Here is a 16,165-nt window from a genome sequence, read left to right on the forward strand (position 1 = left end):
TGCAAATAGTGTTAATCGAACGGTCACTGCGGACGGCTCAGGGGCCTGGACTATAAGTGGATCGGAATTTGATGTCAGTACGTTTAATAACGGCACGCTGACGGTGAGCGCATCACAAAGCGATGCGGCAGGCAATACCTCCAGTGCGGCCAGCACCACAGTAACATTGGATAACTCAGCACCATCCGCACCTGCGATCACAACGCCTATAGAAGGTGATGGTCTAGTCAGTGCAGCTGAAGACAACGATGTGTTGGTAGTGGGCACAGGCGCAGAAGTGGGTAATAGCGTTACAGTGACTATTCATGACGGTGCAAACAGCTTGAGCCGTACGGTAACAGCAGACAATACTGGCGCTTGGACAATCAGTGGCTCGGAATTTGATGTCAGTACATTTAACAACGGTACGCTGACGGTGAGCGCATCACAAAATGATGTGGCGGGCAACACCTCCAGTGCGGCCAGCACCACAATCACTCTGGACAACGCAGCCCCATCGGCTCCATCCATCATCACACCGATAGAAGGTGATGGCTTAATCAGTGCAGCTGAAGACAATGACGTGCTTATCGCTGGTACGGGGGCGGAAGCAGGTAACAGCGTGACGGTGACCATTCACGATGGTGCTAACAGCCTGAGCCGTACGGTGACGGCGGATAACACCGGTGCCTGGACCATCAGCGGCAGCGAGTTTGATGTCAGTACATTTAACAATGGCACGCTGACGGTAACAGCATCGCAAAGTGATGCGGCAGGTAATAGTTCAAGTGCAGCTAGCAGCACAGTTACATTGGATAATTCGGCACCATCGGCTCCATCCATCACCACACCTATAGAAGGTGATGGCCGAGTAAATGCGGCGGAAGATAATGATGTGTTGATTGTAGGAACGGGCGCTGAAGCGGGNTAATAGTGTAACCGTTACGATTCATGACGGNNNNCGCAAATAGTGTTAATAGAACAGTCACTGCGGACAGCTCGGGGGCTTGGACTGTAAGTGGCTCGGAATTTGATGTCAGTACGTTTAACAATGGCACATTGACGGTCTCAGCTACTCAAAGTGACGCAGCAGGTAATACCTCAAGTGCAGCTAGCACCACGATCACTTTGGATAACTCAGCACCTTCAGCACCTGCGATCACAACCCCTATAGAAGGCGATGATTTAATAAGTGCATCAGAAGATGATGATGTTTTGATAGCAGGAACGGGAGCGGAAGCTGGAAATAGTGTAGTTGTGACTATCAATGACGGTGCAAATAGTTTGAATCGTACTGTCACTGCGGATAGCTCCGGCGGATGGACAATAAGTGGATCGGAATTTGATGTCAGTACGTTTAACAATGGCACGTTGACGGTAACAGCATCGCAAAGTGATGCTGCTGGCAATACCTCAAGCGCAGCGAGTACGACAGTCACGCTCGATAACTCAGCACCAAGTGGTATTGCAGCTGCGATTGACCAAGATTTGATCAATGCGGGTAATGAAACTGCATTTAGCTTCACATTAACGGGCTTGGAATCTGCGGGTAGTTTTACTTATGAAGTCTCAGATGGTAGCAGCTCTGTAACTAGCTCAAGTGCGATATCTATAACGGGTACTACCCACCAAGAGACCGGAATTAATGTAACCTCATTAAACGAAGGAACATTGACGTTATCTGTTACAGTAGCTGATAATGCCGGGAATGAATCGAGTGCAGTAACAGACACTGTTACTAAAAAGTATAACGTTGCACCTGTTCTTTCTGGCACACCTGCAACAAGTGTAAATGAGGACAGTTCGTATGAGTTTACTCCATTGTTGGCCGATCCAGACACCAGTGACACCCACACCTTTAGTATTACGAATAAGCCTGACTGGGCTGATTTTGATACTCAAACAGGTAAACTCTCAGGTACGCCAGAGGATGCAGACGTAGCTACGACGAAGGATATTGAAATTTCAGTAAGTGATGGCACTGACAGTGACACGCTTACGGCATTTGATATTGAAGTAGTTAACACCAATGATGCCCCGACAGGGCAAAATACTAGCTATACCCTCGATGAGGGAGCTACATTATCACGTGATTTAAACAATGGTTTGTTGTCGCTCGCAAGCGATGACGATCTAGACTCAAGTGATAGCCTTACGGTTATAAAAGACACCGATCCACAATATGGTAGCTTGACACTAAATGCTGATGGTAGCTTCAGCTATGTACATGGTGGTAGTGAAAACCATACAGATAGTTTCACCTATCATGTTGAGGATAGTTCAAGTGCAAGTTCACCAGTTTATACCGTTACTCTCAATGTAAATGCAATTGAAGATGCTCCAACGGCTGTGAATGATGCTCTTACCACGCTTGAAGATGCTTCTAACTCGGTGAATGTACTTACCAATGATAGTGACCCTGAAAACAACATGGTTGCCTCATCGGTTACTATCAAAACGCAACCGACGAAAGGACAGTTAAGTGTTACTAATGGGGTCGTAACCTTTACACCAACTGCCAATGCTAATGGCTCGGATTCATTTACTTATACGGTTAAAGATTCGACTCTGGCTGAATCAAATGAAGCAACGGTTAGCATTACTATAACGCCGGTAAATGACTTACCTGTCGCGGCTAACTTTACACCGAATATCGACGAAGACACGCCAACATCTGCATTGGCGGTTAGAGCAAATGCAACGGATGTCGAAGATACCAACCCAACTGGGATTATTGCGCTTGAGTCGCAGCCAAGTAAAGGCCAAGCAGCAATAGATCTGAATAATGGCACCATCACTTATACGCCAAATACCAATGAGACGGGTAGTGACAGCTTTACTTATTCAATCCTTGACAGTGAAGGTGGGAAGTCAAATATTGCGACTATTTCCGTCAATATTGGTGCTGTAAATGACCGACCTGTAGCGGGGAATGACACGGTAACAACAAACGAAGATACTGCAACAACATTGGCAATTCTTGCAAATGACTCTGATATTGAAGATCAAGGCTTTGATGGTTCGGACGTTGCGCTTGAAGATAAAGGTGATGGTGCAGGCAACTACGACCTTGCTATTGTCACGGTTGGTTCTGATGGTGTGCTCGCGATCACACCAAAACAAGATCAAAATGGTACATTAACTTTCACTTACACCATCGAAGATAGTGAAGGGCTTCGCTCTGATCCTGCAACAGTTACAGTCAATATCACAGCCGTTAATGATGCGCCAGTTGCTGTTAACAATACGGCTCAATTACTTGAGGATGGCAACATAGAAATCAACGTATTGGGTAATGACACGGACGTAGATAGTCAGCTCAATGCCGCAAGTGTTGCAATTGTTAGTCAGCCTCAGGGCGGTTCACTGCAAATACTAACGACAGGTAGTATTGTTTATACGCCGAATGCTAATTTCTTCGGGGATGATAGTTTTACTTATACGGTACAAGATGCTGAAGGTTTAGTGTCGAATGCAGCGACAGTCAATATTACAGTGACATCAGTAAATGATGCGCCGTTTATTTCTGGAGCTCCTGCGACGTCGGTCAATGAAGATGTTGCATACAGCTTTACACCGACGGCATTGGATACAGATGGTGATAGTTTAACGTTTAGTGTCACAAACCTTCCTGATTGGGCGAGTTTCGACGACTCAACGGGTGCTATCACAGGCACGCCAACCGAAGGACAAGACGGTATTTATAGCGGCATTGTGGTTACGGTGTCGGATGGTCAAGCTGATGCATCATTACCTGCGTTTAGCATAGTGGTGAACGCTGTCAATGATGCACCAATTATCTCAGGCACACCATCAACAAGTGTTAAACAAGACGAAGCATACAATTTTACGCCGACAGCATCCGATGTAGATTCTCAAACATTGACGTTCTCTGTAACCAATCTGCCAGCTTGGGCAAGCTTCGATACGTCCTCAGGTAATTTAGCGGGGACGCCGACTAGAGAAGATGTAGGTACTTATAGCAATATTGTCGTTAGTGTAAGCGATGGTGCCTTGCAAGCAAGCTTACCTGCATTTGAGATCAACGTTGAGCCGGTTAATGCCGCGCCGATTGCAAACAATATGCAAAGAAGCGTGCTTGAAGATGGCACGACAAGCTTCTCAGCAGAGGTCAGTGATGGTGATGGTGATGCATTAACAATGGAGTTAGTATCGCAACCACAAAATGGTGTAGTTCAAATTCAAGGCACTGTGTTTAGCTATACACCATTGCCGAACTTTAATGGCTCTGATGTGTTTACTTACACAGTGTCAGACGGGGAATTTAAGTCAAATACGGCTTCAGTAGCAATGACGGTAACTTCCGTAAATGATGCACCTATTGCTGTTGATGACAGCTTCACCTTCGATGCTGTGGCTTCCAATCAGTATGTGCTTCCTGTCTTAAATAATGATATCGACCCAGATGGCGGAACGCTCAGAATTATCGGCGCTAAAGCTTCAATTGGTTCCGCGTTCATAGCCAATAACACCTTGACTTACCAAGCTGTGCAAAACTCGCAAGTACCAATAATCGTTACTTATTTGATTGAGGATGATAGTAAAGCGAGAGCAAAGGCAAATGTTAGTATCACGATTAATGGTACAGGCACGGGTAATGCACCATCAATTACGGCACCGAGTGACTTAACCGTGAACGCAACAGGTTTATTCACAAAAGTGAACCTTGGTACTGCTGTCGCATCAGATAGTTCAGGGAACCCACTACCGGTATCTTTAGTAAGAGGAATTCCTATCTTTGCGCCTGGTAAACACATCGTTTATTGGCAGGCAACGGATAGTCAAGGACAACAAGCCACGGCGAGCCAGAACCTTAATGTCAATCCACTGATTTCGCTACAAAAAGATAGCAGAGTTGCAGAAGATCGCAGTCACTCGGTTAAGGTGTATCTAAATGGTCCTGCACCAAGTTACCCCGTAACCGTACCTTATACCGTTTCGGGTTCAGCGGATAGCAGTGATCATGACTTACAATCAGGTGAAGTAGTAATAAACTCAGGCACTAGTGCTAGCATCAGCTTTAATATATTTGCTGATGGTATAAGCGAAGATAACGAAACTATTGTGATCTCCTTGAGTGACTCAGTAAACAGAGGCGCTAAATCTACTTCAACAGTAACAATTGTTGAGCAGAATGTGGCACCAAGTTTATCGGCAGTTGTGCAGCAAAGTGGTGAAGAGCGTAGCTTAATCACTGCCTCTAATGAAGTGGTTACCATAGAAGCTGTAGTCGCTGATCCTAACCCGAATGACCTTGTGAGTGTGAGCTGGCAGCCGGATGCGGCGTTAGTCAATACATCGAATGATCCATTTGTCTTTGAGTTTAACCCTGCCAATGTCCCTGCGGGTATTTATAAAGTAAGGGTTACGGCCGAAGATAATGCGACGCCAAGTCTGTCAACATCTCGCAATGTCTTTATAGAGATTGTTGGCTCTTTAGCGCCGTTGACCGGAGAGGATAGTGATGGTGATTTAATTCCTGATGATCAAGAAGGCTATGCCGATGAGGATGAAGATGGTATTCCTGATTTCATGGATGCGATCACAGACTGTAATGTGGTGCAAGAACAAGCGTTAGAATCTAGCCAGTTCTTAGTTGAAGGCGACCCTGGTGTATGTTTACGTAAAGGCGCTACCGTGCCACAAAATAATACGGGTGGCCTACAGCTGATGGAGTCGGAGCTGCCTTCAGATCCAAATGCCAATAATGCAGGCGGTTTGTTCGACTTTATTGCGACGGGGTTACCACAACCCGGTGACGTATATAGTATTGTTTTACCACAACGCAAACCGATCCCACTTAATGCGGTTTATCGCAAATTAATTGGCGGTGAGTGGCAAAACTTTGTGGTTGGAGAAGGAAACGAGTTGCTCTCAACTCAAGGTGAGCCAGGTTTCTGTCCGCCTCCAGGAAGCAATGAATGGACTGCAGGCCTTAGCGATGGTGATTGGTGTGTGCAACTACGTATTGTTGATGGAGGTCCAAATGATGATGATGGTATTGCCAATGGCAGTATTGTCGATCCAGGTGGTATTGCAGTACCAATCTCAAATAACGCACAACCTGTCGCTAACGCTGATAGTGTGACAATTGTCTCTGGTCAAACAATTATAATTGATGTGCTTGAAAACGATACGGACAGTGACAATGATGCACTTACCATAACGGGGGCGAGTGTCGATTTCGGTGTTGTTAGTATCGAAAATAATCAATTGAACTATACGCCACCAGCTGCATTTATAGGGAATGCGACTATTCAATATAGTGTGGCTGATGGGCAGGGTGGGTCAAGTAATAGTACCGCGACTGTTTCTATTATCGCCAATCAACCACCGCAAGTTGCGGATGACACCGCAACCTCAAATGGTGCGCAAATCATTATCGATGTACTTGCAAATGATAGTGATCCTGAAGGCGGAGTGTTAAGCATTGTTTCTGCAACGGCAAGCCAAGGTGCTGTGGCTATTAATATTGACGGCACGTTGAGTTACACACCAAAAGCAGGGTTTGAAGGTGTTGATACAATTAACTATGTTGTTAAAGATGAATTTGGTGCAATGGCCGAGGGCCAAGTAAGCGTTACGGTATCAGTCAAACAAGTTACATCTATAACCAATAAGTCCTCAGGGACTATGGGAGGCATGTTGTTGTTATTAATTAGTGCGCTGGTACTGCGCCGTAAAAAGTCACTTTTGCCAGCTTTTGCATTGGTGAGCACGAGTTGTCTATTAAGCACACAAGCACAGGCTAGCAATTGGCAGTTGGAGGCAACACTCGGACAATCTACAGCAGATAGTGAGATTAACGCTTCAGACTTAAACATCGTCAATTTAGATGAAGACAGCAGTAGTTGGTCAATCGGGGCGTTTTATGAATTAGTCCCTAATTGGCAAGTAGGACTTCGCTATATTGACCTTGGCCAAGGAAGCGTGGAGTTTACCGGCTTGAGTGCGGATCCTGAGCAAAGCCAAATGGCTTTGGCACGAGTTGCCCCAGTTTTGCCTGAAGGTCCTGCATTACAATTCAATTACTCAACATCATTTGCAGATAAATTTGTTGGTAAAATGTTCTTGGGTGCGTTTAATTGGGATTACAAGATCAATAGCGTTCGGGATGGTCGGTTTTCCACTCGTTACGAAGACAGCGGTACTAGCGGTTACATAGGCGGTGGTATTCATTATCAACTCAGTGAAGCTTTGACTTTAGGGGTAGATTTTAGCCACTACTTTATTTCTGCTAATGATATAAACGACTTAGCACTTAATTTAAGCTATCATTTTTAACTGCATAGTTTATTTTTGATAAAATATAAAAGGGCCTCAATGTGCAATTGAGGCCCTTTTGTAGAAACCCTATTATCTTGAGATTTGGATAGCGAATATTTTTAAATCACCACATAAATTATCCAACCGCCTAGCTGCCTTTTAGGAGTAACAATGCTTTTGTATCCGGTTACCCTAAAAGATATCTGCATACCTTTAGATAGACCTGAGTTTCGAATAATTAATGCTTTTATAGCAGTCTGTTTGGTGCTAACTGTGTAAGACTGTATGTAGGCAAAGCGAAAATTTTGCTATTTAGTTGTTCTAAATGAGAAAAAGCTCTCTTTCGAGAGCTTTTGGGCTATGTTTACCCTTAACGATTTATGATAGAAGACTTTATAGAAGAGGGGGAAGCGCTTCTACTAAACTAGTTAAGAGTAATTTCGAACTCTTCAGACTCTTTTTCTTGTATCGCTTTAATAGAGCTGCCTGATTTAAAGCGGCTATCGGTATTACCCGTGCGAATACGAGATATTGTTACTCGGGATTCACATGGTTTACTCTTATCGAAAGTTGTATCATCAAAACCTTCTATCTCACTGAGTAAAAGTGTGTATTGACCTTGCTTATCATCCATCTCAGCACTATGACCAAATGTAGTCATTCCATCGGTATTTGTCGTACAACTTGCAGTGAATTGTAGTACCAATTGAGTACCTTCGTCAGATGCAGGCTGCCATTCGACAAGGATATCGCTATTTCTTTTAAAACTTGACGATACGGGAGAATAAATAGTTACAGGTGTAGGAAGTTTTACCTCTGAAACAAGCGTTTCATTCTCGCTTTCTCGAAACAGTTCTAGCTTAAATTTAGTATCCTTTGCTGTTTGACTAAAGTAACCCTGATAGTCGATATCAAGAAAGTCTTCATCCATCGTTAATTGTTTTGTTTCTGAACCCACAGTAGCTTGAACTTTATCACCTGTAGTAAGAATGATATTAGCACCCGTGCTACTGTTTAAGTTGAATTCACTTACGACTCGTGCGCGCTCGCCATTCGCAGTTATGCGGATTTCAGTCCAGATACCTTCTGTTTTAACAACGTTAGATGTGGTCGATTCACTAGAGCAGCCTGAGACAGCCAGAATGCTTAGTAAGCTAGCTATGTAGTACTTTGATCTCACTTTCATATCCTTTGATTAAACATACTTTTGCGTAGTGTAGACTGATTATTGTGTTTCTAAAATGGGGTGTAACGATTTATAACAATTTATAACAATCTGTGGTGATGCACAGTAGAAAGGGAACCTCCATGTTCCTAGATAAAAACGCTGCCATGTTATTGCGTAAATATGAAGAAACAATGGAGGTATCTGATTTAACTGCCGATGTTTATTGAATATCAGATAGCTTAAGGATATTTGACATCACTTCTTTACCTTCCACATCTTTTAAGCCGATTGTGATTGTGGGGTCTGATTGAGACCAATCAATATCGATGAACCCATAGTTCACATCATGAGTAAACCCAGACACTCGGTGCCGATTTGGGCTGACTTGTTTCCATTCTTCTGTAAGCCCCGAACTGGTGATTTCCCAAAACGGGTAGCCTTGATGTACTACGTTCGAAATTTCACCCCAGTGTGTATCACCGCTAATCATGATAACGCCACCAAGTTTTTCGCGCGTGATGAAGTTCAGAAGGCGTGCTCTATCAGTAGGGTAGTTGGCCCAAGCTTCCCAGCCCGTAAACTCGGGTAATAATTGTAGGCTAGAGGCGATAATTCGAATGGCGGCAGGTTTTTTTAACTCAGACTCAAGCCATTGCCACTGTGGCTCACCGAGCATACTCGCATCTAGAACCGGGCTATACGGCCCCCTATTTTTTGGCTTACGTTTGTTGTCGTAATCTGATTTTGATACTGACGTTAACGCCGGACGGTTCCATCTCAAGTCGGGCATAATGACACGAATTAGCTGATTTCCTTGGCCGTATTCATACGAGGTATAAATTCCTGAGTCTCTAGTGCGTCTCAAAGAGTTTTCAGGTTCATGCCAAAAGTCTAACATGATCTTTCGTGAGGCTTCTTTTTGAGAATATTCCAAACCTGCGTCATTTTCACCGTAGTCATGGTCGTCCCAAATGGCGATAACTTGAGATTGTTGCCGCAGTTCTTGTATGCCTGCGTTTGCGTTAAGCTTTTCATATTTCTTCTTAAGCACATCCATATCCGTGGTGTCACCATAGATGTTGTCTCCGAGAAAGATAAATAGCTCTGGGTTCTCTTTATTAATTGCCGCTAATATAGGCATAGGTTTATCTTGATGAGAGCATGAGCCAAAGCGAATTGTTGACAAAGAGGCTTGCTCATTGGCATACACGTTCATTGCAACAAACGCCATTAAAGGAAATAGCATTAGGCAAGCGAAACGCTTGCGCTTAGCGAGTCTAGGTCGTTTTAGTTTGATCATTGCGCTATACCTTCAAGCGGCGGTGCTATCTTGGGATTAAAGGTAGAAGGGTTTTGTCCGAGTAATTGAAGCGCAGTCGCGGTAACTTGCGACAAGGTTTGCTCTTGCTTTGGAGTCACTAATCCTTTGGCTTTTATCTTGGGTCCGATTGCTGCAAACCAAACTTGCTCAGAACCTACTATCCCCTCAGGCTGCTTCTCAAGCATACTTGGGTAGTTCTTTTCAATCGCTGCTTTTGATGAGTGGTGTCTCCAATCCTCACGACCCATGCCGCGGCCGTGATCGGTAGTAATGAGTAGATAGGTGTTGTTTTTGTATTGCGGAATTGCTTGTAAGGTTTGCCATAAGTCGGCCAATATTTTATCAGCACGGTGAATACCTTTGATGTACTCGTCGTAGTTTCCACCGTGCGCATAATCGTCTGGCTCGCCAAGTGCTAGCATCATCACTCTTGGTTTTTGGGTTTGAAGATGGGCTTTTGCATATTGATAAGTAAAGGCATCTAAGCGCACTGAGGACCAAGGGCTCGGAACTTGCGCCTGTAATTCATTTAAAAATTGTAGTTTGGGGTTAGTCGTGTGCTTAGCAATTTCAAATTCAGCGTTTATATGCAATTTGCTCCTTTCACGATTGAAAATAGCAGGGAAAACATCCCAACTACCGAAAACAGCAAGATTTGGCTCGAAACCAGGCTGAGATTGTAGCCATTCTAAAAACGATATATTTGGGTTCGGTTTTTTGTCATTAGAGTCAATGTTGGGATCGGCAATGCCAGTAATTACTTCGTTGTAACCCGGGTATGAAAAATACCATGGATTGGAAACTCGCATTGTTGAGTTTTGTTTTCTATCGCCGAGAATGACGCCGTTTTCGACCACGTATTGCCATAAGAATGGCATTAACTTTTCACGGCTTTGCTGAGCGTTGTGCCCCTGAAAAAGAGCTTTTAGCGCTTTTGGATCGCTTGTTGATTCTTTATCGGTAACTAACTGATCATCCAATCCGTAGAACACTTCTTGCCATCTAACACCATCTATTGTAACCAGAATAAGGTTTGGATCACTTTGCTTTGCTTGAGTAAATACACTAAAAGTGAGTATGAGTAACCACATTGCACGCTTCATTTTATCTCCCAATCCACATTAGGGCGTATCTGTGTAAAAAGGGCACCGAAGTGCCCTTATTTACTTGCTTTTATTATTAAAAAGTGAGCTTAAAGTTCACAGCCGCGGTGCGTGGAGCACCTATCCATGCAGATTGACCAGCAATACCACCCAAATAACTTTCATCGGTTAGGTTATTGATGGTTAACCTTAGCTCCATATTTTCAACACCAGATAGCGGTGAATCAATCGCAACACCGGCATAAAAATCTGAAGTCATATAGCTATCGACTCTTTGAGTATTCTTCGCATCCATGTAACGGTCACCCACCCATTTCGTTGAAAGACCGGCGAAATATGGCCCCTCAGCCCAATCAATAGAAATAACGGCTAAATCTTCTGCAGAGCCAAATACTGTGTTACCCGCCGGGAAGTCATTCAAACCACCCGTGTAGGTGGAGTCGTTATATGTATATGATGCATAAATACCCCAGCTGTTGGTTACATACCAAGTTGCAGAAGCTTCAAAACCGTTCGACTCGATACCGCCAACATTCACATATGAACCATTTGTGCCAATCAGATAATCAATACCATCTGGTGAATCTGGAGCTATAAAACTAATTCGGTTATCAAACGTTACATCATAATAGGTCAGGCTGGCATTAAATTCGGTAGATGAATATCTAAAACCTAAATCAATGTTTTCAGCAGTTTCAGGCTCGATTTGTTCAAGTGCCGAGGCTTCGCGCTCTAATACGTTGTCTTTTATAGCTGCAAAGTTTTCGGCATAGCCTGCAAATAACTCTAGGCCTTCGATTGGCATGGGGGCGACGATCCCTGCGCTTAGTAATGTATCAGAGTCTGAATCTAGCGCCACTTTTTGACCGCTAAACTTGTCGACACCTTCTAACTCGACCAAGAATTTCTTGGCACCAACACGTAGTCGAGCCAGACCAAAGTCTAATTCATCCTCAATGTAGAGCATGGTTGTATCGACATTAAACTCACGGCTGTATTGGATCCAATATGGCGTATGATCAAAATTAGCAGAGACTCGAGCATCAATACGCTTGTGCCAATCTCGCCATTCTTCACGTTGGTAGTCTTCATACCAAAATCCTGCACGAATGGTGTTATCCATATCGGCAATTTTGCCGTAGAAAGTAAAATCAGCATTGATCCCGAGACGGTCTTTACCGTAGTGCGTATGTCGATAAGAGCCTACCGGTATTGCGCCTGCTCCATAGCATGCCGGGTCATACTCTTCGTCAGCACCACCGTAAGGGAAAGTCAGACTTGAAGTACATTTTGCATTTGGTTTTAGTGCTTTACCTTCGCTATCAACGAAGTAAATGCGTCCGATAGGACTACCGCCAGTATAAGGCGCAGTACCTGTTACTTCTGAATGAGGCTGATTTAATCCGTCGTTGTTGATATCAACTAAATAGGGAGGAACCCAATCACCACGACCTTCATTGGTGTGATAGTAGACATTACTCGTTAGTGCCCAATTAGTTTGTTCATAGGTTGCTTCTATGTAACCGAAAATGTTTTCGCGGTGCGTACGCCAGCCATTGCGGTATACTTGGTCAATATGTGGAATGCCGGTGATAGTATCTGTTAGCCTATCCCATGCTGGATCGGCTTCAAATTGTTCTTGGCTTACACGTTGGTAGTTTGCTTCAACCACATCGTCATAGGATGCATAAGCTTTGACCGTTAGCGGGCCTTTTTGGTGTTTTATTTTAGCCGCTAAATGGTCGCGTTCATTATTAGCGACTTGTTGGATCCAGTCTGAGTTACTTGAGCTAGAAACGCTGATCCAAGCATAGGTATTCTCAATTATTTCACCGGTTTCATAACGAGCGAAGTATTTCTGTGCTTCAAAGTCACCACTGGTAATGGAGAGGGTTAAGCCTTGTTTTTCAGTGGGGTCAATGGTTGTGAAGTTAAGTGTACCGCCCAATGCTTCATTGGAGCGTGAGGCAATATCAGCAGTACCTTGAGATACTTGCACTGCGCCTAAATTTTCAGTATCGATGTAGCGATTTGCTTTTGCACCACCACCATAGTTTGAATTACCATTGGCAATGCCATCAACCGTAATACCAATTTGTTGCTCGTCTAAGCTCAGCTGAAAGCCACGAATAGAAACGGTGGTTGACCAGTCGTCAGAACCAAAAGTATCCCCTTCATTGATGAGTACACCAGGTAAGTTATCGATAACAGCCAAAGCCGATGTCATAGCAGACTGTTGCTTGCTCATTTCGTCACTTGTTGCGTTATTTGCAAAGGAAACACTTTGTCCAACAACCGTAACTTCTTCAATGACTTTATCGTCTTTAGTCTTGTCATCATTAGCGTAGGCGTTAATTGCTAGGGTGGATAATAGTGCGGTAGTGATCAGGTTTAGCTTGCGTTGCGTTTTCATAATTGTTCCAACTTCTAGATTAATTGTGATCGCTGAAAGAGTCGGCGCAAGTATGAGGAGGTTTTATGACAATTCAGGCCATTTTTATTGAATGTTCAATTAATAAAAGTTTAAAGAATTAAGACATAGGGCTTATTTGTATTTTATTCGTGGGATGTAAGATCCACATTTAAGAGTGACTCTGAATAGCAAGCAAAGGAAAAGCGGAGTTATTCACAACGAATAACTCGAGGATTAGTTGGGCACTAAATTAATTGGGCATTGGGAGCTGCTGAGTAAATCCAGCAGGTTTTTCCCGAGCTTAGTGTTGCTGAAATACGTTGATAGCCATCCACTTCGTACTCATCTGCATGAGCTAGTTCGGCATCCGTGATTAAAAATACACAGCCTTCTACCTTATCCTCAACATTACCTGTCGCGATTAAAATGGGATGAATATCTTTTTGACTACTGCTAATAACAGCAGGATCCGTTATTTTAACTTGGCCTACTTTAAATCCACAAAGTACCGCTTTCTCGCCTTCTAATCGTCTGCCGAATGTATCTAGTTGCACTTGCTCTTGTTGCAATGTGCCGTACGAAAATAATGCTTGCATCACTTAATTCTAATCCGTTGCTCTCCTGCGAGGTCTAAGTCTAAGCTGCGACATTTTCATGGTCAATCAAGATCTTGCGGTCTACCCACATCGGACTGACTATAATCGCATACGCCTTGTGGATAAATTTGTTTAAGTGTGGTGAGTTGTGTTGAGATATCTACATCACCGTAAACCCCTTTGGCAAGCGCCTCTTTAATCGATATTTTATGACACTTAAATATATCTCCAGCCCAGTTTGCACCAGCTTGAATTCTGCTGGTAGAAAACATCGGATATCTGGCGGTACAGGTTCCTTGCGGATGATTATTCCAGATACCATTAAACACCGCTTCGCCGCTGGCGATGACTTTACCTTGTTCGTCGAAACACGTATCAGCAAGTGTCTTCGGCTTTGCGTCTGCAACGGATAAATTCGGCTGCGTTTTGAGGTTGAGTAACCATTCATCCATTTTTTCAAATGCGAGTTGAGTTGGATTAAATGCTTGATGTGCGACCCAAATCACTTGATTCTCTGGGTTTGAATCTGCGGCGGACATTCTCAATCGAGTATAAAATGAAGCAGACATATGATGCATATCTAGCTCATTCTCAAGATAATGTCTGGCGTCAATGATGGGAATATTAACTTTGCCAATAAATACCTGCCCAGAGCGATACGCTTTTTCCATCGCCGCAAGGCTGCCGCTGTGCCTTGATGCTATACCATTGTCATCTGGCGTGGTGATATTATGATTGCCCCAAAGCGTTAGCCAAATAGGTACCTTGTGGCCAAACGGCAATACAATTTCTTCTTGCTGCATTTGGTTTTGAGGTTTCCATCCGCCTATTTTTTTGTTGAGATCAATAAATTCAGCCATCGTGATCTGCTGAGCCTTTAATGCTTCTAGTCCATATTGAACGCCTTCGTTATCCCAAGTGCTTAATCCTAAGCCTGATTGATCCGTGCCAAATACATTGGCCATGTCCTGCCAGTAACTCCAGTTTGTTCTCTCTACTACCTCATCCTCAAAAAAGCTCCTTAAAAACCCTTGCCTTGGGTTATTAATAAAAGTAGATAATCCAAAGTAGCCATTGATACACTCACTATTGCCATCAGGAAAGGAGGGTACAAATCCCGACATTAATTGGTTGAGTGGTTGCAAAAAGCCAGCTCTTTGCGGAAAGTCGTTGATTGCATTCATGCCTTCAATATGACGGCGGCGGGTCCAATCACGCCATGCTTTTCTGTCATTAGCTCTAAAGGTAAAATAGTTATTAAGTAAATCACAATCTAACGCGTAAGTGGTTTGGGTGATCATATCAGGGTAGCTATAAAGTGGGATAAGGCCATCTAAGATCCCTTGGCTATTTTGTGCAATCAAATATTGTGCGAGCCCACCGCCAGAGCCGCCAATCCCGACCGTATAGAGCGGCTCTCCGTACAAACTAGTAAATTGCTTTTTCACCCGTCTTGCGGTGTCTTCGGCCAGTAACATATTGTAGGTGTAGCTGGTTTTATTACCACTAGAGCTTATAACTGCGTAGCCAAGCTTTAACTGCTCAAGTTGTCTATCTATCACACGCTCTGGTTTTTGTCTGCCTTGTCTAAAGCCAATTCCAGAGCCACCATTAAATTGGTAGATAAGCCGTTTATTCCATTGAGACTTGGCGTTTCTATCACCCACTTCGTCAACTGTAATTGGCATAACTATGGTGTAAATGAAGCGGTTTATGGTGCCTTGCTCAACGCGTAACAGTAAGTTTGTGTCTATCGCTTTATTTCCTTCGTCTAACGGTTTGATTTGATTGTCAAAGGTTATCGAAAAGTAGCGTAACCGGGTTTTTGCCATGCAATCCTTACTATAACCTAGTACTTGGTTTGATTGCTCATCCATCACTGGCACACCGAGTCCCGAGTGGTTGTCTATCTCTGGCTGACCCAGGTCTGAGTCCAGGGTCATACAGTAAAAAGGATATTGGTTAGGGCCAGAGTATAGGTTGGTATTAGGACCAATACTTCCTATTGCAATCGGAAATACGAAAGTATCGACGGGCCTGTTAACTTTTGAAATATGCGGATAAAACTCAAGAATGGGATTATCCTCGCTGTTTGCTATTTTTTCTACACTGTATATTTCTTCTTGTTCACTCGTTAGCCAAAACCAATAACCACAAACGCCAAGAACAATCAAAGACAATAATGCGGTGAGCCAGGAAAGTAAGGATTTCATATGAGCTCCTTCGAGTACTAGGCAAATGGATAAACAGATATAATAAGTGTAGGACTAGATAATCGCAGTGTAGTTATTTGTTTGT

8 protein-coding genes are annotated in these 16,165 nt (G+C 43.6%); 2 read left to right on the plus strand and 6 right to left on the minus strand.

Translation table 11 applies throughout. From position 1 onward, the window contains the following. Positions 1 to 103: 103 nt before the first annotated feature. Positions 104 to 910 (plus strand): Ig-like domain-containing protein, encoded by an 807-nt coding sequence (locus CKO50_RS24435; RefSeq protein WP_255229390.1) that lies wholly within the window; start codon positions 104 to 106, stop codon positions 908 to 910. Positions 911 to 930: 20 nt separating this feature from the next. Next, complete coding sequence (locus tag CKO50_RS03480) at positions 931 to 7,284, plus strand: Ig-like domain-containing protein (protein WP_255229392.1); 6,354 nt, start codon at positions 931 to 933, stop codon at positions 7,282 to 7,284. A 406-nt stretch (positions 7,285 to 7,690) separates the two neighbouring features. Here the strand turns inward: CKO50_RS03480 and CKO50_RS03485 are convergent, their stop codons facing one another. The 6 genes from CKO50_RS03485 to CKO50_RS03510 form a co-directional block, all read right to left on the minus strand. Further along, a complete protein-coding gene (locus CKO50_RS03485; protein WP_255229394.1) occupies positions 7,691 to 8,446 on the minus strand; it encodes a hypothetical protein in 756 nt (251 codons plus the stop codon). Positions 8,447 to 8,654: 208 nt separating this feature from the next. Next, positions 8,655 to 9,734 (minus strand): alkaline phosphatase D family protein, encoded by a 1,080-nt coding sequence (locus tag CKO50_RS03490; RefSeq protein WP_095727026.1) that lies wholly within the window; start codon positions 9,732 to 9,734, stop codon positions 8,655 to 8,657. Beyond that, entirely contained in the window at positions 9,731 to 10,858 is a 1,128-nt protein-coding gene (locus tag CKO50_RS03495) for an alkaline phosphatase family protein (RefSeq protein WP_095727027.1), read from the minus strand. The genes CKO50_RS03490 and CKO50_RS03495 overlap by 4 nt, the downstream gene beginning before the upstream one ends. A gap of 76 nt (positions 10,859 to 10,934) precedes the next feature. After that, a complete protein-coding gene (locus CKO50_RS03500) occupies positions 10,935 to 13,271 on the minus strand; it encodes a TonB-dependent receptor (protein ID WP_095727028.1) in 2,337 nt (778 codons plus the stop codon). 245 nt (positions 13,272 to 13,516) lie between these two features. Continuing rightward, complete coding sequence (locus CKO50_RS03505; RefSeq protein ID WP_176474605.1) at positions 13,517 to 13,867, minus strand: gamma-glutamylcyclotransferase family protein; 351 nt, start codon at positions 13,865 to 13,867, stop codon at positions 13,517 to 13,519. 62 nt (positions 13,868 to 13,929) lie between these two features. Next, positions 13,930 to 16,080 (minus strand): DUF6351 family protein, encoded by a 2,151-nt coding sequence (locus tag CKO50_RS03510; protein WP_095727030.1) that lies wholly within the window; start codon positions 16,078 to 16,080, stop codon positions 13,930 to 13,932. Positions 16,081 to 16,165 lie beyond the last annotated feature (85 nt).

Source organism: Pseudoalteromonas sp. HM-SA03, from assembly GCF_002289345.1.
Lineage (GTDB): Bacteria > Pseudomonadota > Gammaproteobacteria > Enterobacterales > Alteromonadaceae > Pseudoalteromonas.

What these genes read in the sequence shown, in the direction of transcription:
- CKO50_RS03490 (WP_095727026.1), bottom strand. Translation starts at nt 9,734, where the DNA reads ATGATCAAACTAAAACGACCTAGACTCGCTAAGCGCAAGCGTTTCGCT.
- CKO50_RS03495 (WP_095727027.1), bottom strand. Translation starts at nt 10,858, where the DNA reads ATGAAGCGTGCAATGTGGTTACTCATACTCACTTTTAGTGTATTTACT.
- CKO50_RS03500 (WP_095727028.1), bottom strand. Translation starts at nt 13,271, where the DNA reads ATGAAAACGCAACGCAAGCTAAACCTGATCACTACCGCACTATTATCC.
- CKO50_RS03505 (WP_176474605.1), bottom strand. Translation starts at nt 13,867, where the DNA reads ATGCAAGCATTATTTTCGTACGGCACATTGCAACAAGAGCAAGTGCAA.
- CKO50_RS03510 (WP_095727030.1), bottom strand. Translation starts at nt 16,080, where the DNA reads ATGAAATCCTTACTTTCCTGGCTCACCGCATTATTGTCTTTGATTGTT.